General features: G+C 53.2%; 26 protein-coding genes and 1 riboswitch. Of the genes, 1 reads left to right on the forward strand and 25 read right to left on the reverse strand.

Annotated features, from left to right (window positions below; translation table 11 throughout):
- Positions 1-434: 434 nt before the first annotated feature.
- The 14 genes from murA to upp all read right to left on the reverse strand — a co-directional run bounded on the left by murA (position 435) and on the right by upp (position 11,795).
- Positions 435-1,811, reverse strand: a complete 1,377-nt coding sequence (murA, locus tag KDC22_RS30690) for a UDP-N-acetylglucosamine 1-carboxyvinyltransferase (protein WP_173136107.1) — start codon at positions 1,809-1,811, stop codon at positions 435-437.
- Between the two features lie 210 nt (positions 1,812-2,021).
- Positions 2,022-2,279 carry a DUF1146 family protein gene (locus tag KDC22_RS30695; RefSeq protein ID WP_173136105.1) on the reverse strand — a complete coding sequence of 86 codons (258 nt, stop codon included), beginning with the start codon at positions 2,277-2,279 and terminating at the stop codon, positions 2,022-2,024.
- Positions 2,280-2,472: 193 nt separating this feature from the next.
- Entirely contained in the window at positions 2,473-2,889 is a 417-nt protein-coding gene (locus KDC22_RS30700) for a F0F1 ATP synthase subunit epsilon (RefSeq protein ID WP_036699230.1), read from the reverse strand.
- Between the two features lie 62 nt (positions 2,890-2,951).
- On the reverse strand, positions 2,952-4,349 hold the full coding sequence (gene atpD / locus KDC22_RS30705) for a F0F1 ATP synthase subunit beta (RefSeq protein ID WP_173136102.1): 1,398 nt from the start codon (positions 4,347-4,349) through the stop codon (positions 2,952-2,954).
- A gap of 52 nt (positions 4,350-4,401) precedes the next feature.
- Complete coding sequence (gene atpG / locus KDC22_RS30710; protein WP_173136100.1) at positions 4,402-5,271, reverse strand: ATP synthase F1 subunit gamma; 870 nt, start codon at positions 5,269-5,271, stop codon at positions 4,402-4,404.
- Positions 5,272-5,385: 114 nt separating this feature from the next.
- Entirely contained in the window at positions 5,386-6,897 is a 1,512-nt protein-coding gene (gene atpA, locus KDC22_RS30715) for a F0F1 ATP synthase subunit alpha (RefSeq protein ID WP_173136098.1), read from the reverse strand.
- 11 nt (positions 6,898-6,908) lie between these two features.
- Positions 6,909-7,460 carry a F0F1 ATP synthase subunit delta gene (locus tag KDC22_RS30720; RefSeq protein WP_173136096.1) on the reverse strand — a complete coding sequence of 184 codons (552 nt, stop codon included), beginning with the start codon at positions 7,458-7,460 and terminating at the stop codon, positions 6,909-6,911.
- Positions 7,457-7,945, reverse strand: coding sequence for a F0F1 ATP synthase subunit B (gene atpF, locus KDC22_RS30725; RefSeq protein WP_211721372.1), 489 nt, complete (start codon positions 7,943-7,945; stop codon positions 7,457-7,459). The genes KDC22_RS30720 and atpF overlap by 4 nt, the downstream gene beginning before the upstream one ends.
- 97 nt (positions 7,946-8,042) lie before the next feature.
- Positions 8,043-8,255, reverse strand: a complete 213-nt coding sequence (gene atpE / locus KDC22_RS30730; protein ID WP_036699216.1) for a F0F1 ATP synthase subunit C — start codon at positions 8,253-8,255, stop codon at positions 8,043-8,045.
- A gap of 106 nt (positions 8,256-8,361) precedes the next feature.
- Positions 8,362-9,129: a F0F1 ATP synthase subunit A gene (gene atpB, locus KDC22_RS30735; protein ID WP_173136092.1), complete on the reverse strand. Its 768-nt coding sequence runs from the start codon at positions 9,127-9,129 to the stop codon at positions 8,362-8,364.
- A 30-nt stretch (positions 9,130-9,159) separates the two neighbouring features.
- The gene (locus KDC22_RS30740; protein ID WP_173136090.1) at positions 9,160-9,537 is read right to left on the reverse strand and encodes an ATP synthase subunit I; all 378 of its coding nucleotides are present in this window, start codon (positions 9,535-9,537) and stop codon (positions 9,160-9,162) included.
- Positions 9,530-9,763 carry an AtpZ/AtpI family protein gene (locus tag KDC22_RS30745; protein ID WP_173136088.1) on the reverse strand — a complete coding sequence of 78 codons (234 nt, stop codon included), beginning with the start codon at positions 9,761-9,763 and terminating at the stop codon, positions 9,530-9,532. Before KDC22_RS30745 ends, KDC22_RS30740 begins: the two co-directional genes overlap by 8 nt.
- 164 nt (positions 9,764-9,927) lie before the next feature.
- Positions 9,928-11,103: a non-hydrolyzing UDP-N-acetylglucosamine 2-epimerase gene (wecB, locus tag KDC22_RS30750; RefSeq protein WP_173136086.1), complete on the reverse strand. Its 1,176-nt coding sequence runs from the start codon at positions 11,101-11,103 to the stop codon at positions 9,928-9,930.
- 62 nt (positions 11,104-11,165) lie between these two features.
- On the reverse strand, positions 11,166-11,795 hold the full coding sequence (gene upp, locus KDC22_RS30755) for a uracil phosphoribosyltransferase (RefSeq protein WP_173136084.1): 630 nt from the start codon (positions 11,793-11,795) through the stop codon (positions 11,166-11,168).
- Positions 11,796-12,131: 336 nt separating this feature from the next.
- On the opposite strand from upp, the gene KDC22_RS30760 reads away from it, so the two are divergent.
- Entirely contained in the window at positions 12,132-12,404 is a 273-nt protein-coding gene (locus KDC22_RS30760) for a hypothetical protein (RefSeq protein WP_211721373.1), read from the forward strand.
- Between the two features lie 429 nt (positions 12,405-12,833).
- Here the strand turns inward: KDC22_RS30760 and KDC22_RS30765 are convergent, their stop codons facing one another.
- The 11 genes from KDC22_RS30765 to ychF all read right to left on the reverse strand — a co-directional run bounded on the left by KDC22_RS30765 (position 12,834) and on the right by ychF (position 26,161).
- Positions 12,834-14,081 (reverse strand): serine hydroxymethyltransferase, encoded by a 1,248-nt coding sequence (locus KDC22_RS30765; RefSeq protein WP_211721374.1) that lies wholly within the window; start codon positions 14,079-14,081, stop codon positions 12,834-12,836.
- A 69-nt stretch (positions 14,082-14,150) separates the two neighbouring features.
- Positions 14,151-14,801 carry a TIGR01440 family protein gene (locus tag KDC22_RS30770; protein WP_211721375.1) on the reverse strand — a complete coding sequence of 217 codons (651 nt, stop codon included), beginning with the start codon at positions 14,799-14,801 and terminating at the stop codon, positions 14,151-14,153.
- A 77-nt stretch (positions 14,802-14,878) separates the two neighbouring features.
- Positions 14,879-14,962: riboswitch (ZMP/ZTP riboswitch) on the reverse strand.
- A gap of 50 nt (positions 14,963-15,012) precedes the next feature.
- Positions 15,013-15,600, reverse strand: coding sequence for a low molecular weight protein arginine phosphatase (locus tag KDC22_RS30775; RefSeq protein ID WP_211721376.1), 588 nt, complete (start codon positions 15,598-15,600; stop codon positions 15,013-15,015).
- Positions 15,601-15,734: 134 nt separating this feature from the next.
- Positions 15,735-16,307 (reverse strand): manganese efflux pump MntP, encoded by a 573-nt coding sequence (locus tag KDC22_RS30780; RefSeq protein WP_211721377.1) that lies wholly within the window; start codon positions 16,305-16,307, stop codon positions 15,735-15,737.
- 92 nt (positions 16,308-16,399) lie between these two features.
- Positions 16,400-17,578 (reverse strand): L-threonylcarbamoyladenylate synthase, encoded by a 1,179-nt coding sequence (locus KDC22_RS30785; protein ID WP_425517083.1) that lies wholly within the window; start codon positions 17,576-17,578, stop codon positions 16,400-16,402.
- Positions 17,579-17,860: 282 nt separating this feature from the next.
- Positions 17,861-18,619: a stage II sporulation protein R gene (gene spoIIR / locus KDC22_RS30790; RefSeq protein WP_211721379.1), complete on the reverse strand. Its 759-nt coding sequence runs from the start codon at positions 18,617-18,619 to the stop codon at positions 17,861-17,863.
- Positions 18,620-18,695: 76 nt separating this feature from the next.
- Positions 18,696-19,868 carry an FtsW/RodA/SpoVE family cell cycle protein gene (locus KDC22_RS30795; RefSeq protein WP_211721380.1) on the reverse strand — a complete coding sequence of 391 codons (1,173 nt, stop codon included), beginning with the start codon at positions 19,866-19,868 and terminating at the stop codon, positions 18,696-18,698.
- A 161-nt stretch (positions 19,869-20,029) separates the two neighbouring features.
- Positions 20,030-21,214 (reverse strand): FtsW/RodA/SpoVE family cell cycle protein, encoded by a 1,185-nt coding sequence (locus KDC22_RS30800; RefSeq protein WP_173136065.1) that lies wholly within the window; start codon positions 21,212-21,214, stop codon positions 20,030-20,032.
- 564 nt (positions 21,215-21,778) lie between these two features.
- Positions 21,779-22,870: a N5-glutamine methyltransferase family protein gene (locus tag KDC22_RS30805; RefSeq protein ID WP_211721381.1), complete on the reverse strand. Its 1,092-nt coding sequence runs from the start codon at positions 22,868-22,870 to the stop codon at positions 21,779-21,781.
- 4 nt (positions 22,871-22,874) lie between these two features.
- A complete protein-coding gene (gene prfA / locus KDC22_RS30810) occupies positions 22,875-23,942 on the reverse strand; it encodes a peptide chain release factor 1 (RefSeq protein WP_173136061.1) in 1,068 nt (355 codons plus the stop codon).
- 1,118 nt (positions 23,943-25,060) lie between these two features.
- Positions 25,061-26,161, reverse strand: coding sequence for a redox-regulated ATPase YchF (gene ychF, locus KDC22_RS30815; protein ID WP_173136059.1), 1,101 nt, complete (start codon positions 26,159-26,161; stop codon positions 25,061-25,063).
- Between the last annotated feature and the right edge of the window lie 153 nt (positions 26,162-26,314).

Below are 26,314 nucleotides of genomic sequence, written 5' to 3' on the forward strand. Positions count from 1 at the left end.
GCCATCCTAGTTTCTCCAGTATCCGTTGAATTCAAGTGTACTTCTGCTCCTCAATTCCCACTTCTGGCCCTTATCTGGCGGAATCAGAGGGATTTATCCCTTTCATTTCCCCGTATCGCCCACTTCCAGCGGAATCAAAGGGATTTATCCCTTTCATTTTCCCGTATCGCCCGCTTCCGGCGGAATCAGAGGGATTTATCCCTCTCATTTTCCCATAACGCCCGCTTCCGGCGGAACCTGAGGGATTTATCCCCTTCATTTCCCCGTACCGCCCACTTCCGGCGGAATCAGAGGGATTTATCCCTTTCATTTTCCCGTATCTCCCGCTTCCGGCGGAACCTGAGGGATTCCTGGAGTCTCATAGCTTCCCAAACAAAACAAAACAAAGAGACCGCCCGCAGGGTGCGGACGGTCTCTTCAGTTAAAAGTGGCTATTATACCCAAGACGGCTGAATCTGAAAACGGGGTCTGACTTCTTCACCCTTGAAGACTTCGCTTCTTGCCGGTTCCGGCTTGACAGCTTCTTCCTTCGCGGCCGGGACAGCCGATTCTTCCATAGAAATACGCCATATGTCCGCACCAAGTCCTGACAGCTTCTCTGCCAGGTGTACATAACCACGGTCAATATGATGAGTACCGCTAACCTCTGTAGTTCCCTCTGCCACAAGCCCTGCCAGAATAAGTGCCGCACCTGCACGCAGGTCCGTAGCACATACCTTAGCGCCGACCAGACTGGCATTGCCCGTCACAATCGCGGAACGGCCTTCAATCTTAATCTCCGCGTTCATATTGTGGAATTCATCCACATGCATGAACCGGTTCTCGAAGACGGTCTCTGTCACTACGCTAGTTCCTTCCGAGCGAAGCAGCAGCGCCATCATCTGGGACTGCATATCCGTAGGGAATCCCGGGTAAGGTAATGTCTTGAGATCCACAGCCTTCAGCGGCTTGTCGCTGATTACACGGACTCCGTTCTCATCCGGGATAATCGTAACTCCCATTTCCTCCATCTTGGCAATAACCGGCCCCAGATGGTCGGCAATGGCGCCCTCTACATACACATCGCCGCCTGTAATCGCTGCTGCTGCCATGTAGGTTCCAGCCTCGATCCGGTCAGGAATGACATGATGTCTTACGCCGTGCATGCGCTCCACGCCTTCAATCCGGATTACTCCGGTTCCGGCTCCGCGCACAATACCGCCCATGCCGTTCAGGTAATTGGCAAGGTCAACGATCTCCGGCTCCTTCGCCGCGTTCTCAATAACCGTGGTGCCTTCGGCAAGCGCCGCAGCCATCATTATATTTTCGGTCGCACCTACGCTGGCCACATCCAGATAAATCTTGGCGCCGCGCAGTCTCCCGTTACTTTTCGCATCAATGTAGCCCTGGCCCAGACTAATCTCGGCGCCGAGCGCTTCAAAACCCTTCAAATGCTGGTCAATCGGCCTTGTTCCAATGGCACAACCGCCAGGCAAGGAAATACGTGTATGCCCCATACGGGACAGCAGTGGACCCATAACCAGGAATGAAGCCCGCATTTTGCGTACCCACTCGTAAGGTGCTTCGCAGGAAGTAATACTTCTGGCATCAACCTCAATCACATCGTTCTGGTATGTAATTCCTGCACCCAGAGACTCCAATACCTTGCTAATCGTGATTACATCGTCTAACGGAGGTGCGTCCACAATGACGCTAACTCCTTCTTCTGCCAATAGAGAGGCGGCTATGATCGGTAGTACGGAATTTTTTGCGCCGCTAACTTTCACGCTCCCGGTCAATCTGTTGCCACCGCGGACGATAAATTTGCTCATTTCGGTTTCCCTCCGCGTCCATTATTTCTGAATTTAATTTGTTTTAATTTGTTGAGGTTGAAATTCGTCTGTTAAGATATTGAATATTCCGTCAGCGCGTCTTAGGTGCAGACTTATTGCTTAAACTCAGTGTTGACATAATAAAACCTTATTATTCGACACTTTTTTCACTACAGTAGCCTACGACACATATAACCAAACCTGCTGCCATTAAAACATCCGGCCGATAAGTCCGCTCCAGCCCAGGTAATCCAAAAGAAAGCCGGCCACGAAATGGCCCAGAACGATAGCCAGCAGCAAGTGCAGCAGTCTGCCCTGAGGACTCTTGGGATATCTTATGACCAAATCCAGCTTAAGGTTCTGGAGTGCCCACCAGGATAATGCAACACAGACCAAAGAGACAATCATCGAAATCATATTGCTGGTGCCGATCGCACCCGACAACTCAGCGGTTAAACGTGTGTTCATAATTAGCCCCCTGTGTTCGGTACTCGGAAATCGACTCTTATATCATACTTGTGCAGGGGAAAAGAATCCAGTACTTTTACGAATTTTTAAACAATTGGGTCTTTATATGCATAACTCATTACGATTTCTTCATTCTTTGCTAGATTCGCATAAGCAAAAAAGCAGTCAAGCCCGGGGCTTGACCGCTTATCCGCTATTGTTGTCCTTTACCGGTCGAAACTTTGATCCGCGTTACCGCGCGCTGCAGGGCCAGCTCCGCACGGCGGTGATCAATCTCATCCTGCTTGCTTTGCAGCTTAAGACGGCGCTCAGCCCGCTCCTTAGCCGCTTCAGCGCGTTCCACATCAATATCCCGGGGCAGCTCTGCACTTTCAGCCAGCACCGTTACCTTGTCTTTGTGAACTTCAACGAAGCCGCCATGAACAGCGATGGATACCGTAACGCCATCCGCCTTAACGCTAAGCGGAGCAACCTGAAGCGGAGTAACGAGCGGAATATGTCCCGGCAAAATCCCCAGTTCACCATTCACGCCGCGTACCGTCAAGCTGTTCACTTGCTTGGAGTAGACCAGATGCTCCGGAGTGACTATTTCGAGCAAAAAGGTATTCACTTCCATTCCTCCTCAAAGCTTTACAGAATAAAGCCCGATACCCGAGCATAACATGCTTAGGGTTACAACGTTTTCGCTTTTTCCACTGCTTCTTCAATCGTACCTACGAACAGGAACGCCACTTCCGGAAGATCATCGTGCTTACCTTCCAGGATTTCCTTGAAGCTGCGTACCGTTTCTTTGATAGGCACGTATTTGCCTTTGAAGCCAGTGAACTGCTCTGCTACGTGGAAAGGCTGGGACAGGAAGCGCTCAACCTTACGGGCGCGGGCCACAATGACCTTATCCTCTTCACTCAGTTCATCCATACCCAGGATCGCAATGATATCTTGAAGTTCAGTGTAACGCTGCAGCAGCTGCTTAACGCCTTGTGCCACGTTGTAGTGCTCTTCGCCAACGATCTCCGGTGCCAGCATGCGCGAGCTGGAAGCCAGTGGGTCAACCGCGGGGAAAATCCCTTTTTCGGAGATTTTACGCTCCAGGTTGGTCGTTGCATCCAAGTGGGCAAACGCTGTAGCCGGTGCAGGGTCAGTATAGTCATCCGCAGGCACGTAGATCGCCTGGATGGAAGTAACGGAGCCTTTCTTGGTGGACGTAATCCGTTCCTGCAATTGGCCCATTTCAGTAGCCAGTGTAGGCTGGTAACCTACCGCAGACGGCATACGGCCGAGAAGAGCCGATACTTCGGAACCCGCTTGGGTGAAGCGGAAGATGTTATCAATAAAGAGCAGGGTATCGCGGCCTTCCACATCACGGAAATATTCCGCCATGGTCAGTCCGGTCAGGGCTACACGCAGACGCGCGCCCGGAGGCTCATTCATTTGTCCGAATACCATCGCCGTTTTTTTGATAACGCCGGAATCGGTCATTTCATGATACAAGTCATTCCCCTCACGGGTACGCTCGCCGACCCCTGCGAATACAGAGATCCCGCCGTGCTCCTGTGCGATGTTGTTGATCAATTCCTGGATGGTTACAGTCTTGCCTACACCGGCACCGCCGAACAGGCCGATCTTACCGCCCTTGGCATAAGGGGCCAACAGGTCGATTACCTTAATACCGGTCTCCAGAACCTCTGCCTGAGTAGATAACTCATCAAAGGTAGGAGCCAGACGGTGAATCGGGTTTCTTGCAGCCACCACTTCTGCACCGTTATCAATAGGATTGCCCAGCACGTTAAATACGCGGCCGAGTGTTGCTTCACCGACAGGAACCGAGATCGGCGCTCCTTGGTCAATGGCGTCAATCCCGCGCACCAGTCCATCTGTAGAGGACATGGCAATACAACGCACCAGGTTATCTCCAAGATGGTTGGAAACTTCAAGAGTCAGATCCATGTTGCGGCCATCGCTGAGGCTCGCAACAATTTTGATGGCGTTGAATATCTCGGGCAGCTGGCCGCGTTCAAATTCAATATCGACAACCGGACCCATAATGCTCACAACGCGTCCTTTGTTCATCTTCATTTCCCTCCTCGAAAGCTGTTACATATGGACCTTAAGCCCACTCATATTAAGACTGCGCGTTCGCACCAGCCACGATCTCGGTAATTTCTTGCGTAATGGCCGCCTGACGGGCACGGTTGTACGTAAGTCTAAGTTCTCCGATCATTTTTGACGCGTTCTTCGTTGCACTGCCCATGGCTGTCATTTTGGCACCCAGCTCACTGGCCTTACCGTTCAGAAGAGCACCGTAGATTAAAGTTTCGGCATATTTGGGAAGCAGAACCTCCAGAACACCTGCAGGGGAAGGCTCGTATTCATAGGCCGCGGATGCCCCATGATGCTCGCCGTCTCCCACACCATCCATAGGAAGAAGTCTGTCAACCGTAGGAATCTGGCTGATCGCATTGACAAACTGGTTGTAGCAAATATACAGCTCGTCGTAGACACCGGTCTCGAACTGGTTCACCGCCGAATAAGCAATCGACTTGATGTCGGCAAACTTCGGCGTATCGGACAGCTCAGTAATTTCCTCAACAATGGGATATTCACGGCGCCGCAAAAAGTCGCGGCCTTTACGGCCGATGACAAACAGCGCGTACTCATCCTTGGACTTATGCCGCTCTGCGATCAGCATGGTTACTTTCCGCAGAATGTTGGCATTGTAGCCGCCGGCAAGGCCTCTGTCCGAGGTGATGATCAGATAACCTGTTTTTTTGACAGGACGGCTGACCAGCATCGGATGCTGGAGATCCTGCGTACCGGCCGCAATACTCGAGACCACCTCTTTGAGCTTCTCGGAATACGGACGGGCAGCCTCCGCTTTCTCCTGCGCCTTGCGCAGCTTGGAGGCAGCGACCATCTCCATTGCTTTGGTGATCTGTCTGGTGTTCTGAACGCTTTTAATTTGACGTTTAATATCGCGCATGCTTCTTGCCATGATTTCACCACCTTAGAGTTTTGACGTATGTCAAAACTAACATCGTAAGCATAAGCTGAGCTTTGGCATAGCCAAAGCTGACTTCGTAAGCATAAACTGGGCAAACTCTATTTATTAGCTTGTAGCAAAGCCTCTTTTGAACTTCTCGATCGTTTCTTTGAGCGCTGCTTCGTTGTCTGCAGTCAGATCCTTGGTATCCGCAATGGACTTCAGGATTTCAGTGGCACTGCTGTCGATAAAGGCCAGGAATTCCTTCTCGAAACGCTTAACGTCTTTGACAGGAATATCATCCAGGTGTCCCTTAACGGCGGTGTACAGACTGAGTACCTGATGCTCAACGGTAAGCGGCTGATTGACACCCTGCTTCAGAATCTCCATCATACGCGCACCGCGGTTCAGACGGGCTTGAGTAGATTTATCCAGGTCGGACCCGAATTGGGAGAAGGCTTGAAGCTCGCGGTATTGAGCCAGATCCAGACGCAGGGAACCTGCAACCTTCTTCATGGCCTTGATCTGTGCGGAACCCCCTACACGGGATACGGAGATACCGACGTTGATCGCCGGACGCTGTCCGGAGTTGAACAGATCGGATTCAAGGAAGATTTGGCCGTCGGTAATCGAAATTACGTTCGTAGGAATGTAAGCCGATACGTCAGAAGCCTGTGTTTCGATGAAAGGCAGGGCGGTTAATGAACCACCACCAAGTGCATCACTGAGCTTGGCTGCACGTTCCAGCAGACGGGAGTGCAGGTAGAATACGTCACCCGGGAATGCTTCACGGCCCGGTGGACGGCGGAGCAGCAGGGACAATTCGCGGTAAGCCGAAGCCTGCTTGGAAAGGTCATCATAGATTACAAGCACATGCTCGCCCTTGTACATGAAGTATTCGCCCATGGCGCAGCCTGCGTATGGAGCAATATAGAGCAGCGGAGAAGGCTCGGAAGCCGATGCGGTTACAACGATAGTGTAATCCAGTGCGCCGTGACGGCGGAGGGTTTCTACTACCTGTGCTACGGTAGATTGCTTTTGTCCGATAGCAACATAGATACATTTCATCCCGTTGCCTTTTTGGTTGATAATCGCATCAATAGCGATCGCAGTCTTACCTGTCTGACGGTCCCCAATGATCAGCTCACGTTGTCCACGGCCGATTGGCACCATGGCATCAATAGCTTTGAGTCCTGTCTGCATCGGTTCGTGTACCGACTTACGGTCGATAACCCCCGGCGCATTATGTTCTACTGGACGGAATTCAGTCGTTGCAATTGGACCTTTGCCGTCAAGCGGCTGGCCCAGTGCGTTAACTACGCGGCCCAGCATGGCTTCGCCAACCGGAACCTGCATGATCTGTCCTGTACGTTTCACTTGATCGCCTTCACGAATCGCTGTGTATTCCCCCAGAATAACAACACCGACGTTGCTTTCTTCCAGGTTAAGCGCCATGCCCACTACACCGTTGGAGAACTCCAGCAGTTCCCCTGCCATCGCGTTTTCCAGACCGTAGACACGGGCGATACCGTCGCCGACTTGAATGACGGTGCCAATTTCGGCCACTTCGATATCGGCTTTATATTGCTCAATTTGACTTTTGATCAAAGTGCTGATCTCTTCAGGTCTGATGCCCAATATCCTCACCCCTATCTTCTTTGCTTATCATTAAAGGATTTCTCGAGACGCTCCAGCTTGCCGGACAGACTGCCGTCATACAGCGTATCGCCGATGACCACTTTCAGTCCTCCGAGCAGGCTCTTATCTACCACATTGGTTACACGAATCTTCCGGCTAGTAAGCTGGCTGAACTCAGCAGCTACAGTATCCTGTTCTTCCTGACTCAGGGAATAGGCGGAGTAGACCGTGGCATCGCCGATGCCGAGGGCGTCCCCTTCTATTTTGATGTACGTAGCCAGGAGTTCTGCGAAAATATCGGTTCTGCCCCGCTCTACCAGCAGTTCTACCATGTTCATTACCGCCTGCGAGACTTTACCTTGCAGCGCCCCGCGCAGCACATTCAGCTTGTCGGACTGCGAGATGCGTGGTGCCAGAATAAACCGTTTCACCTCTGCATCGTAATGAAGCACTTCGACAACCATTTTAAGCTGGGCTTCCACTTCAAGCGTAATGTTCTCATCCACTGCTGCACTGTACAAGGCTTTGGCATAGCGTTTGGCAACTACCGTATCGCGGCTCATGATCGGCCTCCTACCTCTTTGAGGTATTGATCAACGAGCTGCTCCTGTTCACCGTCAGCTTTAACTTCCTTCTCAAGCAGCTTGGAGGCAATGCGGACCGAAGCTGTACCCAGCTCGCTTCGCAGTGCTTCCACTGCCTTGTTCTTCTCGTTCTCGATGTCACGAACCGCTTCGTCTTTGAGACGGACTGCTTCTTCGTGGGCCTGCTCGAGGATCTTGTCAACCTGATTGCTGCTGGTAGCCTGGGACTGCTGAATGATAGCCTGTGCCTCTTGGCGTGCCTGCTGCAGAGCCTGCTTCTGTTCCTCTACATAAGCGACCGCCTGCTCTCTGGTCTTAGCTGCTTCATCCATTTGCTGCAGCACCATTTCGCGCCGTGTCTCCATAATCCCGAACAGCTTGCTGAAGGCAAACTTGCTAAGCAGGAAATACAGAATCGCAAAAGCTAGAATTGAAAATACTATATTTGTCCAAACGATATCCACTGAGGTCACTCCCTTCCGTTACCGCGGCTTGCGGACATATACAAAAGTAAGGCGCGGATGGCACTTGCCCTCCCCGCCAAACCGTAAAAACGGTTTATTAAGTAAACATGATCAGGAATGCAATAACTGTAGCGGCCAAAGGAATAACTTCCACGATACCTACACCGATAAACATTGTTGTCTGCAGTGCGTTACGTGCTTCCGGCTGACGAGCGATGGACTCTACTGTTTTGCTGACGATCATACCGTTACCAAGACCTGCGCCCAGTGCGCCTAAACCAACCGCGATTGCTGCTGCTAAAAATTCCATTTGTAAATATCCTCCTTTAATTTCGGTTCTTTTGGTAATTGCTTAATAATATAAAATCTCCCGCGAAGAGGTTACCGGCGGCTGCCGCTATCCTCACGGCAGCTTATTAATGTGCTTCTTCCTCGTGGATCGTCATCTGCGCGATGTAGACCATCGTCAGAATCGTAAAGATAAATGCCTGAAGCGCCCCGACAAAGATACTGAAGCCCTGCCAGACGGCCAAGAACGGAATACTGAGTATTCCCAGCTTCAGAATAACGGTGATCAGAACCTCGCCGGCAAAAATGTTGGCAAATAGACGAATGGCAAGCGCCACCGGCTTTGCCAGGTTCTCAATGATGTTCAGCGGCAGGAAAATTGGAAACGGCTCAATATAGTGCTTGAAATAATGCTTGCCGTTCAGCTTGATGCCTAAGTAGTTCATGAGTACAAATACAACAATTGCCAGCCCTGCTGTCACATTAATATCTGCAGTCGGTGATTTGTACCACAGAATCTCTGCATGATCGCCATGCGCCAGATTTCTGGTTGCTTCGATGACATGTCCGAAGACTGTAACCGGGCCATGGGCTTCTGTAATAACGGAAAACGGCAGACCAAGGAGATTGGAGACGAAGATAAAGAGTATCAGCGTCAACCCCAGTGATATGTAAGGTTTTCCTTTCTTCAAATCCATGGCGCTGCTGATCAGTCCCTGTACAAATTCGACAACCCACTCCATGAAATTCTGAAGCTTTGACGGATTCTCAACAGACAGGTTGCGGACAGACAGCATGACGAGAGTGAACACGATTACCGAACTGATCACCAGCATCAGCACGGCGGACAGGTCAATCGGTATTCCGCCCACATAGATTAAAGGCATTTCGTGCATAGTATCATCCCCCTTTCTCTTTAATAATGGCTACAGCTTATTCTTGATTCCTAAATATATCCCCACGGGAATAGCCAGAAGCTGGGGGATGAACAGGCCGGCAATCGTTGCCTCCAGCGAGAAATGCTCATATTTGACAGAAAACATGGTAACCAGGATAGCAAAGCTGATTCTTGTCGCAAAACCAAGACCGAAGGAACCTCTCTCCTTCTTCGCAACCGCCTCTGTCACCTTTCTTACTTTGAGGGCCAGATAACGGAAGTTAACCAGTCCGCCCAGCAAGCCAAGCGCCATCCCCAGAGTAACCGCACGGGTCTCATGATGAAGAGCCCATCCCATTAACAAGCCTGCCATAATGACTACTGTCACCCTGGTAACGGTATTGATTACGGGAGTCATATTATCCATTTTGCTCCCCCAGAAATTTTTTGATTAGCAAAGCGACATTCACAACCCCGAGAACCATCCCGGCGATTGTGCCGATAGCCAGCCATAACTTAGGTCCGTCCATCAGTCTCTGCAGCCACCTTGCCACAAAAAAGCCTATTACAATGTAAGCGGCAAGCAAGCTGCCTGCACTCCCGAGAACCAGAGCAATACGCCCCAGACCCGGCTCTTTCTTTTGTTCTTTCATAGGCTACAATCCCAACTAATTTTACTGAATATCCAGACTCTTTGTCAATTCACAGAAAATTGCCCAAATTCGCATGAAAATATGAAAATAATCACAGCAAAACACACCAAAACCATATAAACCGTACAGTTTAACTGTATGCTGCTTTTATTAACTTTAGTATATTAGTTGTCGTTACCTAAATTATCATTTGTGAACATTGTGTGAAATTCTTCCGGACGTTCTTCAACGGCTCCGAAATGGTGCAAAATCGCATTGACAATTCTCTGGGAGGCTTTGCCGTCTCCATACGGGTTGGCGGCCCGGCTCATGGACTGATACAGATTCTGATCGGTCAGTAGAGCATGTGTCCGTTGATACACCTTCTCCTCGTCCGTCCCCACCAGTTCCAGTGTTCCGGCCTCGATCCCTTCCGGGCGCTCGGTTGTATCACGCAGCACAAGCACAGGAACTCCGAAGGAGGGAGCTTCCTCCTGCAGGCCGCCGGAATCGGTCAATATCAGGTGGGTATGCGGATAAAAGTTATGCAGGTCAACGACATCCAGCGGATCAATCAGCTTGATTCTAGGGTGTCCGCCGAGGATCTCGTGCGCCGGTTCCTTCACTGCAGGACTCGGGTGTACGGGATACACAATGGCTACATCTTCAAATTCATCAGCGATTCTTTTGACAGCACGGAAAATATGACGGTGCGGTTCGCCTTGGGATTCTCTGCGGTGCGCCGTCATCAAAATAAGTCTTTTTCCTGAAGCAAAATCAAGGACCGGATGCCGGTAGTCCGGCTGTACGGTATATTGAAACACATCAGTTACAGTGTTGCCTGTGATATAAATACTTGATTCTTTTTTGTTCTCGTGTCTCAGGTTGCGGGCTGACCAGTCGGTCGGAGCAAAGTGCAGATCGGCAAGCACGCCCGTCAGCTGGCGGTTCATTTCCTCAGGATAAGGAGAAAGCTTGTTCCATGTCCGAAGACCTGCTTCTACATGCCCAACCTGGATTTGCTGCAGGAAAGACGCATAGCTGGCCAGGAAGGTCGTCAAGGTATCCCCGTGCACAAGCACCAGGTCCGGCTTCACCTCGCGGAGCACCGGCTCCAGTCCCTCGAGTACGCGGATGGTGATCTCGTTAAGTGTCTGGCGGTCCTTCATAACGTCCAGATCATAATCCGGCGTAATTTTGAAGACCTCCAGCACCTGATCCAGCAGCTCACGATGCTGCGCAGTTACACACACAATAGATTCAATCTGCTCAGGGTGCTTGTTCAATTCCAGAACCAAAGGCGCCATCTTGATCGCCTCGGGGCGCACTCCGAAAATCGTCATTACTTTAATTTTGGACATAACCCCTAACCCTCTCTTCTGAATACTACAGTCAATGTTGTTTGTTCTATTATCACTTGGTATTACTTGGTTCCGTACAGCCTGTCCCCTGCATCTCCGAGTCCTGGAATAATATATCCATGCTCATTCAGATGATCATCAAGCGCAGCGACATAGATATCCACATCAGGGTGGGCAGCTTGTACAGCAGCAACACCTTCCGGGGCAGCAATCAGGTTCATCATCTTGATCTGGGTGCATCCACGGTTCTTAAGCGAGGTAATCGCTGCAATTGCCGAGCCGCCTGTCGCCAGCATAGGATCAATTACGATCAGTTCACGCTCCTGCACATCTGTAGGAAGCTTGATATAGTATTCTACCGGCTGCAGTGTGTCCGGATCGCGGAACAGCCCCACATGTCCTACCTTCGCTGCAGGAAGCAGCTTGAGGACACCCTCCAGCATACCGAGACCGGCGCGCAGAATCGGAATCAGTCCCAGCATTCTTCCCGAAATCACCTTGCCCTCAGTTTCGGCTACCGGTGTCTGAACCGTAATGGTCTCCAGCGGAATGTTACGCGTAATCTCATAAGCCATAAGTGTTGCTACTTCATCGACATGCTCCCTGAACTCTTTTGTGTTGGTCCGCACATCGCGAATGAATGTCAATTTGTGCTGAATCAATGGATGATCGCAAATCACCAATTTTCCCATGTTGTCCCTCCGGTAATTGTAAGTCTTATTTATAGCCAGAGTAAGCGCTTTGCTCCCCGCGTGGCTAAATCCTGTCTATTATATCATCACCCGCATTGCTTTTCACCTACAGAACGGCAAAACTGCCTGCCCCGTCAACTTCTTCAGTATCCCGGCCCATGGAAGCTTAAGGAAGAACGTCCACACTTCTGGATATAAAACAAAACATAGTTTGTTCCATTTCGTTCTTTTAATACTATTCACAGTTTTTTCACTACTTTTATTGAAAGTTTCATGAACTTTCATGATATTTTCAGTATGATTCATTCTGTTTCCCCGTTATAAGATGTGAACATTATGCAACAGCGACTGCTGCAACTTATTGCAGATGCTTACGCAGCAAGTGGAGCCTGGGGGCAAAAGGAAGGGTACAAAGGTGACAGCGAGGGAGAACGCGTAATAGTCAGGGGGATCGAGGGCAGTACGAACGAGGGGTACGAGGAGGGGGAACGACAGAGAGGGAACGAAGGCGGGGCGCGCGAAGGCGGTACGGAGGGGCGCGAAGGCGGTACGGAAGAGCGCGAAGGTACTAGTAACATTGTGGACATTCGGGGGAATTCGAGGAGGTAGCGTCTCTTACGGCAAGCAAGTGGATAAAGGGCACTTAATTCTTTGATTTCCAGGGAATGTAAGTGAATAAGTGGAAAAACAACATCTGCTGGGATGCATTTAAGCTAATTAGGGTGAAAAGGAGTCATTTAGGTGCTGTTTATCCACCTGCTGTGTCAGCAGCCGCCCATTCGTTCAACAGGAAGTGGAGGAAATCCAACTGCTATCCCCCCCTGTAACATTATGCAACAGCGAGGTGCTGTAGCGGCAACGAGAAAGCTTAGATACAAGCAGAAACGGCTTCACCGTCCTCTTAAGGGACGGCGTTCGTTTCAGCGAGAAATAGAAGGATAAGTTATCGTGTGCAACATATAATTTCTTATATTTCCAAAAAACCCTTGCAGCATCCGGGGGCACCGGAGCCGCAAGGGCAGATCAGACAGCTAAGATTTAGTACTGCAATCCCGGATAGATCGGATATTGCTCAGTAAGCGCCGCTACCTCGCGTGCCGCCTGGGCCAGGGTCGCTTCATCCTTCGGATTCTTCAGCACACTCGCAATAATCCGGCCGATCGTAACCATTGCCTGCTCGTCCATACCGCGCGAAGTAACAGCTGGTGTACCGATACGGATACCGCTGGTTACAAACGGGCTGGTAGGATCGAACGGAATTGCATTTTTGTTGACTGTAATCCCGATGGAATCCAGCACCTTCTCCGCATCCTTGCCGGTAATGCTCAGATTGCGGGTATCGAGCAGCATCAGGTGGTTATCCGTACCGCCGGATACAATATTCACGCCTTCACCGACCAGAGTTTCGGCCAGCACCTTAGCATTCTTGACCACATTCTCGGCATACGTCTTGAATGACGGCTGCAGCGCTTCACCGAACGATACTGCTTTGGAAGCAATCACATGCATCAGCGGTCCGCCTTGGGAACCCGGGAAGACAGCTTTATCAATAGCGGCAGCCCACGGCTGTCTGCACAGAATCATACCGCCACGGGGGCCGCGCAAGGTTTTGTGCGTAGTTGTAGTCACGAAGTGGGCATGTGGAACCGGACTCGGGTGAATACCGGCAGCAACCAATCCGGCAATATGAGCCATATCGACCATGAACAGGGCACCCACATCATTCGCAATCGAACCGAGTGCGGCAAAATCAATCGTCCGCGGATATGCGCTCGCACCGGCAACGATCATTTTGGGACGGTGCTTGAAGGCGGCCTTGCGCACTTCATCATAATCAATCAGGAAGGAATCCTCCTGAACACCATAGGCCACAAAGTTATACAGAATACCGGAGGCATTCACCGGACTGCCGTGGGTCAAATGGCCGCCATGCGCCAGATTCATCCCGAGGACAGTGTCGCCAGGGCTAAGTGCGGCAAGGTATACGGCCATGTTGGCCTGAGCGCCGGAATGCGGCTGCACGTTGACATGCTCGGCACCAAACAGCTCCTTGGCACGGTCACGGGCCAGGTTCTCCACGATATCTACATCTTCACAGCCGCCATAATAACGTTTGCCGGGATAGCCTTCAGCGTATTTGTTCGTAAGTACGGAGCCCATAGCCTCCATTACAGCCTCACTTACAATATTCTCTGATGCAATAAGTTCAATGTTCGCACGCTGACGGCTCAGTTCGAGGCCCATCGCTTCCAGTACTGCCGGGTCACTTTTACGCAATTGTTCCATGTTTCTTATTTCCTCCCTGTAACTCTAATTTATGTGGTATTAAGACGAAACCAAACAGATCAATTACTCTCAATCACAACTCGCAGAACCGCTCGTCTCCGGCGCGCGGTACACTGCCCGTTCGCCGCCGATCAGCGGAGGTCTGCTCCATGCAGCATTCACCCGGGCTGCCCCGATATAGCGCAGGCTTGGCCGGAAGGGCACTGCTACGCGGCGCAGGTGCATCCCGATCAGCGTCTCTCCAATGTCGATGCCGGCGTGGGCCTCAATGGTCTCCGCCAGCACAGGGTCTGTCATCGACTGGTATGCCGCAGCGGCCATGGAGCCTCCGGCCCCCGGAACCGGCACCGCCGACACCTCCCGGAGCCCGAGCGACTCCAGTAAGGAGCGTTCCATCACCAGCGAACGGTTCAAATGCTCGCAGCATTGATACACGGGGGTAAATCCAAAGTCTGCGGCAACCTCCGTAATCCCCTGCAGCAATTGCCGGGCCACCTCCAGTGCGCCGCCGGTACCGATCCGTACACCGGCCACTTCACTGGTGCTGGCCCCGACGACAAGGATTCGACCCGGACCAAGCTTACCTGCTTCCGCCAGTTCGCGCGTTACCGCAGCAGTGGATGCAGCCAAAGAAATTCCATCGCCGGGCTGCTGTGCCTCTGCATGTGCTATACCGGATACAAGGTTGTCACCCGTGTCCTGTCTCAGGACCTCATCCATTGTACAAGCCTCCTTCGAGCGTAAATCCTTCTATATTTAAAGAAAAAAGAGCAGTCCGCAGCTAATCTGCGGATGTGCTCTTTTGCCCAGGCGACCGGCCGTTTATTCCAGGTGCTCCATCGTGGTTTCATCCACACTCGTCGCCAGTTACACCGGAACCGGATCATATTTATTTCATCTTAAGGGATAGACGGCGAAAAATCAACCACCTTCAGAGCCGCCGCAAAGATTCAAGCTTATCCAGCAGACCGTAGAGCGCCGTGCGGATCTCCGCAGCCGCCAGCTCATAATCCTCACGGGAGCCGCCGAACGGATCACTGATATCAAAGCTTGGAATACGCTGGCGGATCTCAATCATCCGCTGCATCCCGGCTGCATCCGGCTCTGTGCCCAGCGCCAGGTTCAGTTCCGCCTCTGCATACAGACTATCCAGCTCCCGGATATCAGCATCGACGGATTCCTGGGTCTGCACATATTCCTTAAGGGTATAGGTCTTAGTAACGGCTTCAGGAAAATAGTGCAGCAGATGCCGCTTATGCGCTCCTGTCAGCGTAAGGACCAGATCAGCCCAGGCGACAGCCTCACCGCTTAGCTGGGAGGAGACAATGCGGTCATGAATCCCTTCATCCTGCAGAATGCCTACAGCATGTCTGGACATGGAAGTACCTGGAACAGCAGAAACTCCGGCAGACCGCACCTCCACATCCATTCCCCGCTCCTTCGCAAGCTTCCGCAGAAGCCCTTCGGCCATGGGACTGCGGCAGGTATTTCCTGTGCAGACGAATAAAATATGCAGCATACTTTCCACCTCCGGTAAGAATAGAATTTAAGGGTATTACGGTTGTTCTGAAGAACACCGCAAATCATAGGAATCCGTAATTTACGGTGCACGAATAAGGAAATGTGCTATTTATTTGTATTGCCGTTATTGTATCAGAAGATGAACAGCAAGCCAAACGCCAAAAGAATAGCTCCGCCCAGCGCTTCCCCATAGTCTCCGAGGCCACGGCTCACCCTTCTGCCCAGCAGCAGCCCGGTTATGGACATCATGCCGCCGCAGAGGCCAAAGGCCAGCACGGTTAAGATTATACTATTCACAAACATCCCCAGGGAAACCCCGACCGAGAAGGAATCTACACTGACACTAAGCGAGATCAGCAGCATGCCCCATACCGACCGGTGATCCATCTGCCGGCTGGAGCCTTCCCCCTGGCGGAAGGAATTGAATACCATATGTCCGCCCAGCAGGACAAGCAAGCCTCCGGCGGCATAGGTAGTGACCTGACCCAGCAAATGGCCGACATAGCTGCCTGTGAACAAGCCCAGCAGCGGCATCAGCACATGAAAAAAAGCAATAAGCAGGCTGAGCTGCAGCACATGCAGCAGACGGATGCCCTTCATTCCGATTCCCACGCCGAGTGAGAACGCATCCATCCCCAGCGCAACAGCCATAATGGTAACTGTTACGAGCTGGCCCCAGCCCTCATATATTCCGCCTAAGCCCATGAATATACCCCCACCCAGAGTCCGTAAGTTCTTGTACAACAACGATATGCGGACAAGATGGCATTCATGACTGCGGGTGGACGCCGGGGCGATTAGCCGGCGTCGATTACGGTCTCACCGGCGGCCTTCATCAGCCGGTTCATAATGGCTGCGCCGAGGCCGGTGACCGGGCAGGCCTCGGCCAGAATGTAGGTGGCTCCCGCTTCATCACAACGCCGCAAGGCGGCATACAGGAAGCGGGCTGCCTCCTCCGGCGAGGCCAGCGAGCCGAGAGACACCACGCAGGCGGCCGGGTCGGCGGGATAGAGGGCCCTATGCTCCTCGAAGAGGAGCAGGCCCGTGACCGCGCCGTCCCGCTGCGCCGCCTGCAGCAGCTTCGCGGCGGTCTCCGCTACGCGCTGCGCGGAGGAGCCGCGCACTATGCCAAGCGCGCCGCGCGGGGCATAGTGCGTGTACTTCATGCCCGGCGCGCGCGGCGCCGGGCTGCTGCCTGCGTCCGCCTGCGCAGCAGCGCCGGCGCCGCCCATGCCGCCGGGCACCGCTGCCGGCGGCACAGGCACGGACCCGCCGCCGGACGGGGCGGCGCTTGGGGCGGCCGGCTCCGCGCCGGCCGCGGCAGTGCCGGTCACCGCCGCGAGCTGCTCGGCGGTGATGCCGCCGGGACGGAGCACCGCTACCGTCCCGTCCGGCTGCACCTGCACCACGGTCGACTCCAGGCCGACCCCGGCTGCGCCCCCGTCCAGAACCCCGCCGATATACCCGGCGAGGTCTTCCAGTACATGGGCGGCCAGCGTCGGACTCGGCCGCCCGGAGCGGTTGGCGCTGGGCGCGGCAACCGGACAATCGGCTGCGCGCAGCAGCGCCAGCGCCACCGGATGATCCGGCATACGCACGCCGACCGTATCCAGACCGGCCGTAACCAGCGGCGAGAGGACGCCGGGGCGGACCGGCAGCACCAGTGTCAGCGGGCCGGGCCAGAAGGCGCCGATCAGTGCCGAGGCTACCGGATGCACCTCCGTGACCAGGGCCTCCAGATCACTCCGCCGGGCAATATGCACGATCAGCGGGTTATCGGAGGGACGGCCTTTGGCTGCGAATACTGCTTCCACCGCCGCGGTATTCCGGGCATCCGCGCCCAGCCCGTACACAGTCTCCGTCGGAAAGGCCACCGTCTCCCCGCTTCGCAGCATCGCTGCTGCTTCTGCTATGATTTCGGAGTCACTACCGTTAAGCGGACCGATAGCCTTGCCGTCAGCGAACACATGGCGCATGGCCCCTCCCTGCCCCTTGTCCTCCCCCTTGCGGGCGGAATTCAGGCTCCAGTACAGGGTGGATTCTATAGAACCGCTGCGGCGCTGGGCCGCGAACGGAGAATACTTATCTTCTGTCATCTGACATCACTAGCTTTCCTGTGGGATTCTTACGCAAGCCAAAAGCGGCCCCACCAGGTGGAGCCGCAGCCACTTCCGCTCAAGTTCTGCAGTAATCGTACCATATCCGGCGTCAAAACTGTAGAATCCAAAATGCGCCTACGCCATCATTTTACAGGATATTCAGGCAAACAGTCCGCAGATCCAGCTCCATACATTCTTCAGCAGCTCCCAGAGGAAGAACTTAACCTTCGGAGCTTCCGCACCATCCTCCGCAGTTCCTCCCCCGTTAGCTGAAGCCGTAAGACTGGCAGCAGTCTGATTGGCTGTTCCATCCGCGGCTTTTACCTTCGCTCCGTCTCCCGAAGTCTTCGCAGCTCCAGCCGGTGCCGCAGCCGCAGCATCCCCCGTTCCCGCATCAATGAAGCACAGCGGCGGAAACAGCACGCACCACCAGTTCTGCCCTTTGCCCGCTCCGAGTGTAACCCGCACCGCTTCATATTCCCCGGCAGGATAGACCCGGCCGCCATACATTTTGGTCGGAAAAGGAACTGTACCCAGCTCAACCTGATAGCTGTATTCAATGCCCCGCTGCTTCAGCTCTCTGCCCACCAGATCATTCAGCTCCGGCAGATGATTCTGAATCAGGGCACGGGCCTGCTCCAGACTCTGGGGATCTTCCAGCCCGGCCACCCACTGGTTAATCTGCTCCACCACCTGGTCGCGGATCTGGCGCTTGACCAGCTGATCCCCGGGGCCATCCGAATTCGCCAGAATGCGCAACCGGATCGACTCCTGCGGGATCGAGACCTCCGCTACAGCGGCATCGCTTTTTTGCCCTTCCCAGGCCATCATGAGAATCATAAAAAAACAAATTAAAATGGCAGTATACTTGAAGGTAATCCGCAAGGAATCACTTTTACCCGGCTTATAATCTTCCATCTTCCGCAGCCCCTCTCCCTCTGAACCTCTTATATTCCCAGTATGTCCAGGAATGAGAGACTGCAAACCTAGTAATCTATGATTTTAGCGGAAGCGGCTGCGGCAGATCATCCTCCACATCCTGCCCGTACAGCCGCACACTCATGGCAATGCCCATACAGGCCATATTAATCAGCAGCGAGGTCCCGCCGTAGCTGATGAACGGGAGCGTAATGCCCGTCAGCGGCATCAGCCCGATCATGGCCCCGATATTCTCCAGAATCTGATACAGCAGCATCGCTACGATTCCGACAATCAGGAAAGGGCCGCCGCGGTCTCTGCATTCCAGAGCAATCAGAATTAACCGGTGAATCAGGATGAAGAAGAGCATCAGCAGCACCGCTGTACCCAGGAAGCCGAATTCCTCGCCGATCTGTACAAAAATTGACTCCGAATACAAATACGGCACGCGGTTGCCCTGCACTGATCCGCCCTGCAAATAACCCTCACCGCTGAGGCCGCCCGAGGCAATCGCCGTCTTGGCATTTTTGGTCTGATAGCTTGCTGTACTGCTTGCCAGCTCCGGCACCAGCCAGGGATCAAAGCGGCTGACGAAATGATCCTTGCCCAGACCCTTCTCGATGAAGTTCACCATCTGCTCATGATAGTGAATATAGCTCAGAATGAAGCCCAGAATCATCCCCCCCGCGATAATCATCCCGATCAGCGCATGTGAGAATTTAAGATTTCCGATCCATAAGATCCCCAGCAGGATTACAATATAACTGAGCGCATTGCCCAGGTCGTTCTGGAGGATTACCATTGCGAACGGCACAAAGGCAATCAGGCTGAGCGGCACGACATCACGCCAGAAGCGCAGCGGATTTCTATTTTTGCGGACAAGTACGGTGGTCAGAAAAAGAATCAGGATCAGCTTAAACAGCTCCGCCGGCTGAATGCTTAAATCCCCGATGCCGATCCAGCCCTGGGCGCCATTCTTCACCTTGCCGATAAAGCTTACGAGCAGCAGAATGCCGATCCCCAGTACATATATGTACAGTCCATACCGGACCAGCAGGCGGTAATCGAACAGGGTAAGCATGGCAAACGCGATAAAGCCCATCACATAATACTGGAGCATATTGATATGCATGCCATCCAGGCGGTCTCTTCCATGGGTCACGCTGTAAATGGAGAATATACTGATTCCCATCAGCAATAACAAAATAAGCACAATGCTGCCATCTATTCTTTTGATTCTCTGCAACATAAGGATGTACCCCTTAACCTATTCGGATTCGGAATCCGCCCGCTGCAACAGTCCCGGACGTAATCCACTAATTTCCATTGTAATGCAAAGGGGCACCTGAATACAAAAAATACCGGAACCTTCATAAATAAAATGAAGAATCCCGGTACTGTACGATAGAATTAGACTTTTTTGGCAGAGGGAGAATACAGGGCGGGACTTGGCAGATCCTCTTCCACCTCTTGACCATGCAGGCGCACGCTCATCACAAGCCCTATGCTCGCCATGTTGATCAGCAGTGAGGTCCCCCCGAAGCTGATGAACGGCAGCGTGATCCCGGTCAGCGGCATCAGGCCCAGGAAGGCCCCGATGTTCTCGAAGATCTGATACAGCAGCATCGCCACCACCCCGACAATCAGGAACGGCCCGCCCCTGTCCTTACATTCCAGTGCAATGAGAATCATCCTGTGAATGAGGATAAAGTACAGCAGCAGCACCAGCGCCGATCCGACAAAGCCGTATTCCTCAGCAATCTGGACAAAGATGGAGTCAGAGTAGGTGTAGGGCACCCGGTCCGTCTGCACCGAGGTTCCTGCCATATAGCCTTCACCGCTCATTCCGCCAGATGCTATGGCCATCTTTGCGTTTTTGGTGTGATAGATGGCCTTGGCCGTCGCCTTATCCGGTACCAGCCACGGATCGAAGCGCTCAATCCAGTGGGAGCGTTTGATATCTGTCAGGAAATCCTTAATTTCATCATGGTAATGAATATAGCTCATAATTCCGGCTGCCGCTGTGCCGCCAATAATTAACAGCCCGATCAGCGCGTGGGTGAATTTGATATTGCCGATCCATAGGAGCCCTACCAGAATAACGATATAAGAGAGTGCGTTCCCCAGGTCATTCTGGCTGATTACGATGATGAACGGCAGCAGGCTTAAGAGCCCCAGCGGGACAACGTCGCGCCAGAACAGAAGCTTATTCTTGTTCTTACGAACGAGTACAGCCGCCAGAAACAGGATCAGAATCAGCTTGAACAGCTCAGCAGGCTGAAGACCGAAGCTGCCAAATTTAATCCAGCCTTGCGCACCGTTCTGTTCTGTACCGATGAAGCTGACCAGCACCAGAATCCCAATCCCGGTAACGTACACATATAGCGCATATTTCACAAGCAGACGATAGTCCACGAACGTCAGCCCGATGAAGGCGATGAAGCCGACGATATAGAATTTCATCATTTTGATGTGCGATCCGTCCACCCTGTCGCGCCCGTGGGTCACGCTGTATATGGAGAAAATGCTGACAACCATCAGCAGCACAAGGATAACGAGGATGACGCCGTCAATCTTTTTAATCTTCTGAAGCATATTCTGTCTCCTTACTCAGTACTGGTTCTTCCGGCCTTATAGCAGCAGCCCTTGCAGAAGCTCCGTCATCTCTATTGTAAAGGAAGGGGCAGCCTAAATACAATTTCCATCGTTTGGGGTTGTTCGGTTACGCCGGACTGGCAGGCCGTTGTGCGCGTATAGTTGCACCAGACGCCTCTCATGAAGAACCTGTCGGCTTGGTTCGGGAGAGAACCGCCTGACGCCTGACAGAAGCGGACTAAGCAGCCCTTACTGGCCGCAAAAGCCTCTTCCTGCGGCGTGTCCTCCGGACTCCAAGGCCGTTATTCAGCGATAGTTGTATACTAGAATCATGGTACATCGGCCGTTTAATTGTATGAAATACAGCTATACGGATTATCGCTGGCAAAACAGACGTTTTAGCTGTACTGAGTGCATTTAAGTATACTGCATGTCCCGTAATCGGGGCACGGCAAGCCCTCAGCAAGCCATTGGCTACACACATCTGAGCGTGCCGGGCAGTATCGCAACGGACTCCAAGCGGCTGCGGCTGCAGCAGCATTAGGACAAGCGCGCTGGCTCAGCCTACTGGCGTGCAATGCCCAGCACATGCCGGGGAATCCCGGCGAGATCATTAATAGTAATGATCTCGTTCCAGTGACCGGCCGCCCGCAGCAGCCCGGCCACCTGCTCTGCCTGTCCCTGGCCCAGCTCGAAGCCGACCAGGCGCGGCGGCGCCGGGAGCAGCGGGAGCTGCTCCATCATGCGGCGGTACGGGTCCAGCCCGTCCCCGCCGCCGTCCAGTGCCGTGCGCGGCTCATGGTCGCGCACCTCGCGCTGCAGCCCGGCGATATCGCCGCCGGGGATGTACGGCGGGTTGGAGACGAGAATATCCGTCTCCAGCCCCGCGAACGGCTCGAGCAGATCGCCGAGCCGCAGGTCCACCGCCGTGCCGTGCCGCTGCGCATTGCGCCGGGCCACGGCCAGCGCGCCGGGCGAGATGTCGCCGGCGCAGACCCGCCACGCCGGCGCTTCCGCCGCCAGCGTGACGGAGATCGCTCCGCTGCCGGCGCCGATGTCGACGGCGGTCAGCGGCCGTACGGCGCGCGCTTTGCCAGCGCCGCTCTCCCGGCGGGCGGCACTGCTGCCCGCCTGGGCACTGCTTCCGGCTGCTTCGTCAGCAGCCGTCACACCCGCGGGCGCGGCTCCGCCCCGCATCCCCGCAGCCTCACCGCCCGCAGTTAGCTCTTGCGTGCATCCTTCCGCTTCCGGCGCGGCTCCGCCCCGCGCCGCGACCACCCCGTCCGGCCACAGCTCCGCGCCGTACTTCAGGATCGCCTCGACGAGCAGCTCCGTCTCCGGGCGCGGAATCAGCACCTCGGGCGTGACCTCGAAGGCACGGCCGTAGAATTCCTGTTCGCCGATGATGTATTGCACCGGTTCCCCCGCCGCCCGGCGGTTGACCAAGGCTTCCCAATCGGCCTTGATCGCTGGCGGAAAAGGATCAGCCAGCGCCATATAATAAGCCGCCCCGGACAACCCCAGTACATGCTCCAGCAGCAGCTGGCTGCTGCGCTGCGGCTCATTGCATCCGTTCCTGGCCAAAAAAGAAGAAGCCTCCGCAAAGGCTTCCCGGATGCTTTGCATATCAGGCATGACGTAAAAGTCCTGTTTCAAAGCATTATTCTCCTTTTTCCATCAATTCCGCTTGTTCCGCAATAGACAATGCCGAGATAATCTCGGTGATATCGCCGTTCATGACCTGCTCCAGACGGTGCAGGGTGAGGCCGATCCGGTGGTCCGTTACGCGGCTCTGCGGGAAGTTGTAGGTACGGATACGCTCACTGCGGTCCCCGGTTCCCACTTTGCTCTTGCGTTCCCCGGAATACTTCGCTTCCTCTTCCTGACGCTTCAGATCCGAGATACGGGCGCGCAGCACCTGCAACGCCTTCTCCTTGTTGGAGTTCTGGGACTTGCCGTCCTGACAGGTAGCCACAATACCGGTAGGCACATGAGTTACGCGTACTGCCGACTTGGTCGTGTTGACGGACTGTCCGCCCGCGCCGCTGGAGCAGAAGGTATCGACACGGATGTCTTTGTCATGAATCTCAATTTCGAACTCTTCCGCTTCCGGCATAACAGCAACGGTTGAGGTAGACGTATGAATACGTCCGCCGGATTCTGTCGTAGGAATGCGCTGCACACGGTGTGCGCCGCTTTCAAACTTCATTTTGCTGTATGCGCCGCGGCCGTTGATCAGGAAAATAACTTCCTTGAACCCGCCGAGATCATTCGTGTTCACATCCATCAGCTCTACGCGCCAGCCCTGAGTGTCGGCATAACGGGTATACATCCGGTACAGGTCAGAGGCAAACAAAGCCGCTTCGTCCCCGCCGGCTGCGCCGCGGATTTCCACGATTACGTTCTTATCGTCATTAGGGTCCTTAGGCAGCAGGAGCAGACGAATCTTCTCCTCCAGATGAGTCTGCCGCGTGGACAGCTCATCAATCTCCATCTTGACCATTTCTTTCATCTCATCATCAAGCTTCTCAGCCTGCATCATCTTCGCAGCTTCAAGCTCTTCCATTACATTCTTATATTCGCTATACGCCTCGAAGGCGGGCTGCAAGTCGGATTGTTCTTTGGAATAGTCCCTCAGTTTCTTACTGTCGCTTGCAACATCCGGGTCACAAAGCAGTTCACTGAGTTTCTCATAGCGGTCCGCCAGGGATTGCAATCGGTCCAACAAGGGAATTCACCTCTCCTGATTCAATTTCTTCGTTTATAATTACTTTAAATTGTTAGCACAACTGAAATAGATATACGACTTTATATTATACCACCACTCAAGCTAATTGGCTACATTTTCAAACCGCAGGATCAGGAAAACTTTTGAATTCTGAGCTGCATCACCTTATGATGTAAAAGCTGCATCCAAGTTATGCATTACGCCCGTGTCCCGATTACAAAATCACCCGGTACTGTATAAACATCTGATGCCGCTCCCTGCCTCATTCCCATGAAGATTAGTTAGTTGTATATAATAGTTTGTTGTATATAATGGCGGCGATACGGCGTTTATACGGCGGTCATAGGAAGAGGAGGAGCCACTGTGCATGAACAGCATGAATAGTTGGAAAAACGTATCTTAATTTCGGTGTTTTGCATCTTTAGAGGGAATTAATTGGATAAACGTCATTTAATTTCAGGCGTTTCCTCGAAAGTGATCGGTTTGCTGAATATTAAGTGCCTTTTTTCCAACTACTGCCTGGCAAGGGTCCCTCTATTCAGCAGCAAGTGGAGATTATCCAACTGCTTCTCCGGCGTTGACAGCAGGCGGAAGACGGTAGGTAGTGGAAGGTAGGTAGTGAACGGCAGGCCGCAGACAGAGACAGTGGACCGCAATCGACAGACCAGGCGGCCAGATGATAAGCGGCAGGCCGCAAACAGCGGGCATAATAGGAGCCACTGTGCATGAACAGCATGAATAGTTGGAAAAACGTATCTTAATTTCGGTGTTTTGCATCTTTAGAGGGAATTAATTGGATAAACGTCATTTAATTTCAGGCGTTTCCTCAAAAGTGATCGGTTTGCTGAATATTAAGTGCCTTTTTTCCAACTACTGCCTGGCAGGGGTCCCTCTATTCAGCAGCAAGTGGAGATTATCCAACTGCTTCTCCGGCGTTGACAGCAGGCGAAAGACGACAGGCGGGAAGCCGCCTTTCCAGGTTTTCCACAAATAGGAGTTGACCCTTAGCCTTATCCGAAATTCAAAAAGAACCATCCAGCAAGTAAAACTCTACTCTGAATGGCCTCTCTGCCCTACACTATAAATGTTCTATGCGTTAAATGGTCTAGTTGAATAGTCTATACGTTGAAACGGAAATGCATAACGTCGCCGTCCTGCACCAGGTATTCCTTGCCTTCCAGACGCAGCTGGCCGCGTTCCTTGGCGCCGTTCATCGAGCCTGCAGCTACCAGATCTGTGTACGCAACAACCTCAGCCCGGATAAATCCGCGTTCGAAGTCTGTATGAATAACCCCTGCTGCTCCAGGTGCTTTGGTGCCCTTGCGGATCGTCCAGGCACGGACCTCCTGAACGCCGGCAGTGAAATAAGTGTACAGGCCGAGCAGCTTGTAAGCTGCTTTGATCAGGCGGTTCAGACCGGATTCCTGCAGACCCAGCTCTTCCAGGAACATGTCCTTGTCTTCGCCTTCCAGCTCGGCAATCTCGGCTTCCACCTTGGCACTGATCGGCACCACTTCGGCATTCTCCGCCGCTGCGAATTCGCGGACCTGCTTCACATAAGGGTTCTCCTCCGCAGTCGCCACTTCATCCTCGCCCACGTTCGCCGCATACAGCACCGGCTTCAGGGTCAACAGGTGAAGATCGCGCACGATCTGGCGCTCGTCATCGGATAATTCCAGGCTGCGGGCAGGCTGGTCCAGATACAGGGCTTCCTTCACGCGCTCCAGTACTTCAACTTCCTGGGCGTATTTCTTGTCGCCGCCCTTGATGTTTTTGCGGGACCGTTCGATCCGCTTCTCCACGCTCTCCAGGTCAGCCAGAATCAGCTCCAGGTTAATCGTCTGGATGTCACTGATAGGATTCACCTTGCCGTCCACATGGGTTACGTTCTCATCGACAAAGCAGCGGACCACATGCACAATGGCATCCACTTCGCGGATATGCGCCAGGAACTTGTTGCCCAGGCCTTCGCCCTTGCTTGCGCCGCGTACCAGTCCGGCAATATCGACGAATTCAAAAGCGGTGGGAACCGTCTTGTTCGGCTGCACCAGCTCTACCAGCTTATCCAGACGTTCGTCCGGCACTTCCACGACGCCTACGTTCGGGTCGATGGTGCAGAACGGATAGTTGGCGGATTCTGCGCCCGCTTGGGTGATAGCATTAAATAATGTCGATTTGCCTACGTTGGGAAGTCCAACGATACCTGCTTTCAAAGCCATTTATATGACAACTCCTATTTTCGGTTGGTTTGATCACCGCATGAATTACCGAACTGATCTCAACCATTATATATTAGAACAAAACCTCCAGCAACAGCAGATGTCAAGGGGATGCCGCCCCTAAAGCGGAGCTTAACCCCCGAGGATGAATCA

The sequence above is a fragment of the Paenibacillus tritici genome, from assembly GCF_018207515.1.
GTDB lineage: Bacteria > Bacillota > Bacilli > Paenibacillales > Paenibacillaceae > Paenibacillus_AQ > Paenibacillus_AQ tritici.

Bases quoted from the DNA above. Each gene is read 5' to 3' on its own strand.
- murA (WP_173136107.1), bottom strand. From the start codon at position 1,811: ATGAGCAAATTTATCGTCCGCGGTGGCAACAGATTGACCGGGAGCGTG.
- KDC22_RS30695 (WP_173136105.1), bottom strand. From the start codon at position 2,279: ATGAACACACGTTTAACCGCTGAGTTGTCGGGTGCGATCGGCACCAGC.
- atpD (WP_173136102.1), bottom strand. From the start codon at position 4,349: ATGAACAAAGGACGCGTTGTGAGCATTATGGGTCCGGTTGTCGATATT.
- atpG (WP_173136100.1), bottom strand. From the start codon at position 5,271: ATGGCAAGAAGCATGCGCGATATTAAACGTCAAATTAAAAGCGTTCAG.
- KDC22_RS30720 (WP_173136096.1), bottom strand. From the start codon at position 7,460: ATGAGCCGCGATACGGTAGTTGCCAAACGCTATGCCAAAGCCTTGTAC.
- atpE (WP_036699216.1), bottom strand. From the start codon at position 8,255: ATGGAATTTTTAGCAGCAGCAATCGCGGTTGGTTTAGGCGCACTGGGC.
- atpB (WP_173136092.1), bottom strand. From the start codon at position 9,129: ATGCACGAAATGCCTTTAATCTATGTGGGCGGAATACCGATTGACCTG.
- KDC22_RS30740 (WP_173136090.1), bottom strand. From the start codon at position 9,537: ATGGATAATATGACTCCCGTAATCAATACCGTTACCAGGGTGACAGTA.
- KDC22_RS30745 (WP_173136088.1), bottom strand. From the start codon at position 9,763: ATGAAAGAACAAAAGAAAGAGCCGGGTCTGGGGCGTATTGCTCTGGTT.
- wecB (WP_173136086.1), bottom strand. From the start codon at position 11,103: ATGTCCAAAATTAAAGTAATGACGATTTTCGGAGTGCGCCCCGAGGCG.
- upp (WP_173136084.1), bottom strand. From the start codon at position 11,795: ATGGGAAAATTGGTGATTTGCGATCATCCATTGATTCAGCACAAATTG.
- KDC22_RS30760 (WP_211721373.1), top strand. From the start codon at position 12,132: ATGCAACAGCGACTGCTGCAACTTATTGCAGATGCTTACGCAGCAAGT.
- KDC22_RS30765 (WP_211721374.1), bottom strand. From the start codon at position 14,081: ATGGAACAATTGCGTAAAAGTGACCCGGCAGTACTGGAAGCGATGGGC.
- KDC22_RS30770 (WP_211721375.1), bottom strand. From the start codon at position 14,801: ATGGATGAGGTCCTGAGACAGGACACGGGTGACAACCTTGTATCCGGT.
- KDC22_RS30775 (WP_211721376.1), bottom strand. From the start codon at position 15,600: ATGCTGCATATTTTATTCGTCTGCACAGGAAATACCTGCCGCAGTCCC.
- KDC22_RS30780 (WP_211721377.1), bottom strand. From the start codon at position 16,307: ATGGGCTTAGGCGGAATATATGAGGGCTGGGGCCAGCTCGTAACAGTT.
- KDC22_RS30785 (WP_425517083.1), bottom strand. From the start codon at position 17,578: ATGCGCCATGTGTTCGCTGACGGCAAGGCTATCGGTCCGCTTAACGGT.
- spoIIR (WP_211721379.1), bottom strand. From the start codon at position 18,619: ATGGAAGATTATAAGCCGGGTAAAAGTGATTCCTTGCGGATTACCTTC.
- KDC22_RS30795 (WP_211721380.1), bottom strand. From the start codon at position 19,868: ATGTTGCAGAGAATCAAAAGAATAGATGGCAGCATTGTGCTTATTTTG.
- KDC22_RS30800 (WP_173136065.1), bottom strand. From the start codon at position 21,214: ATGCTTCAGAAGATTAAAAAGATTGACGGCGTCATCCTCGTTATCCTT.
- ychF (WP_173136059.1), bottom strand. From the start codon at position 26,161: ATGGCTTTGAAAGCAGGTATCGTTGGACTTCCCAACGTAGGCAAATCG.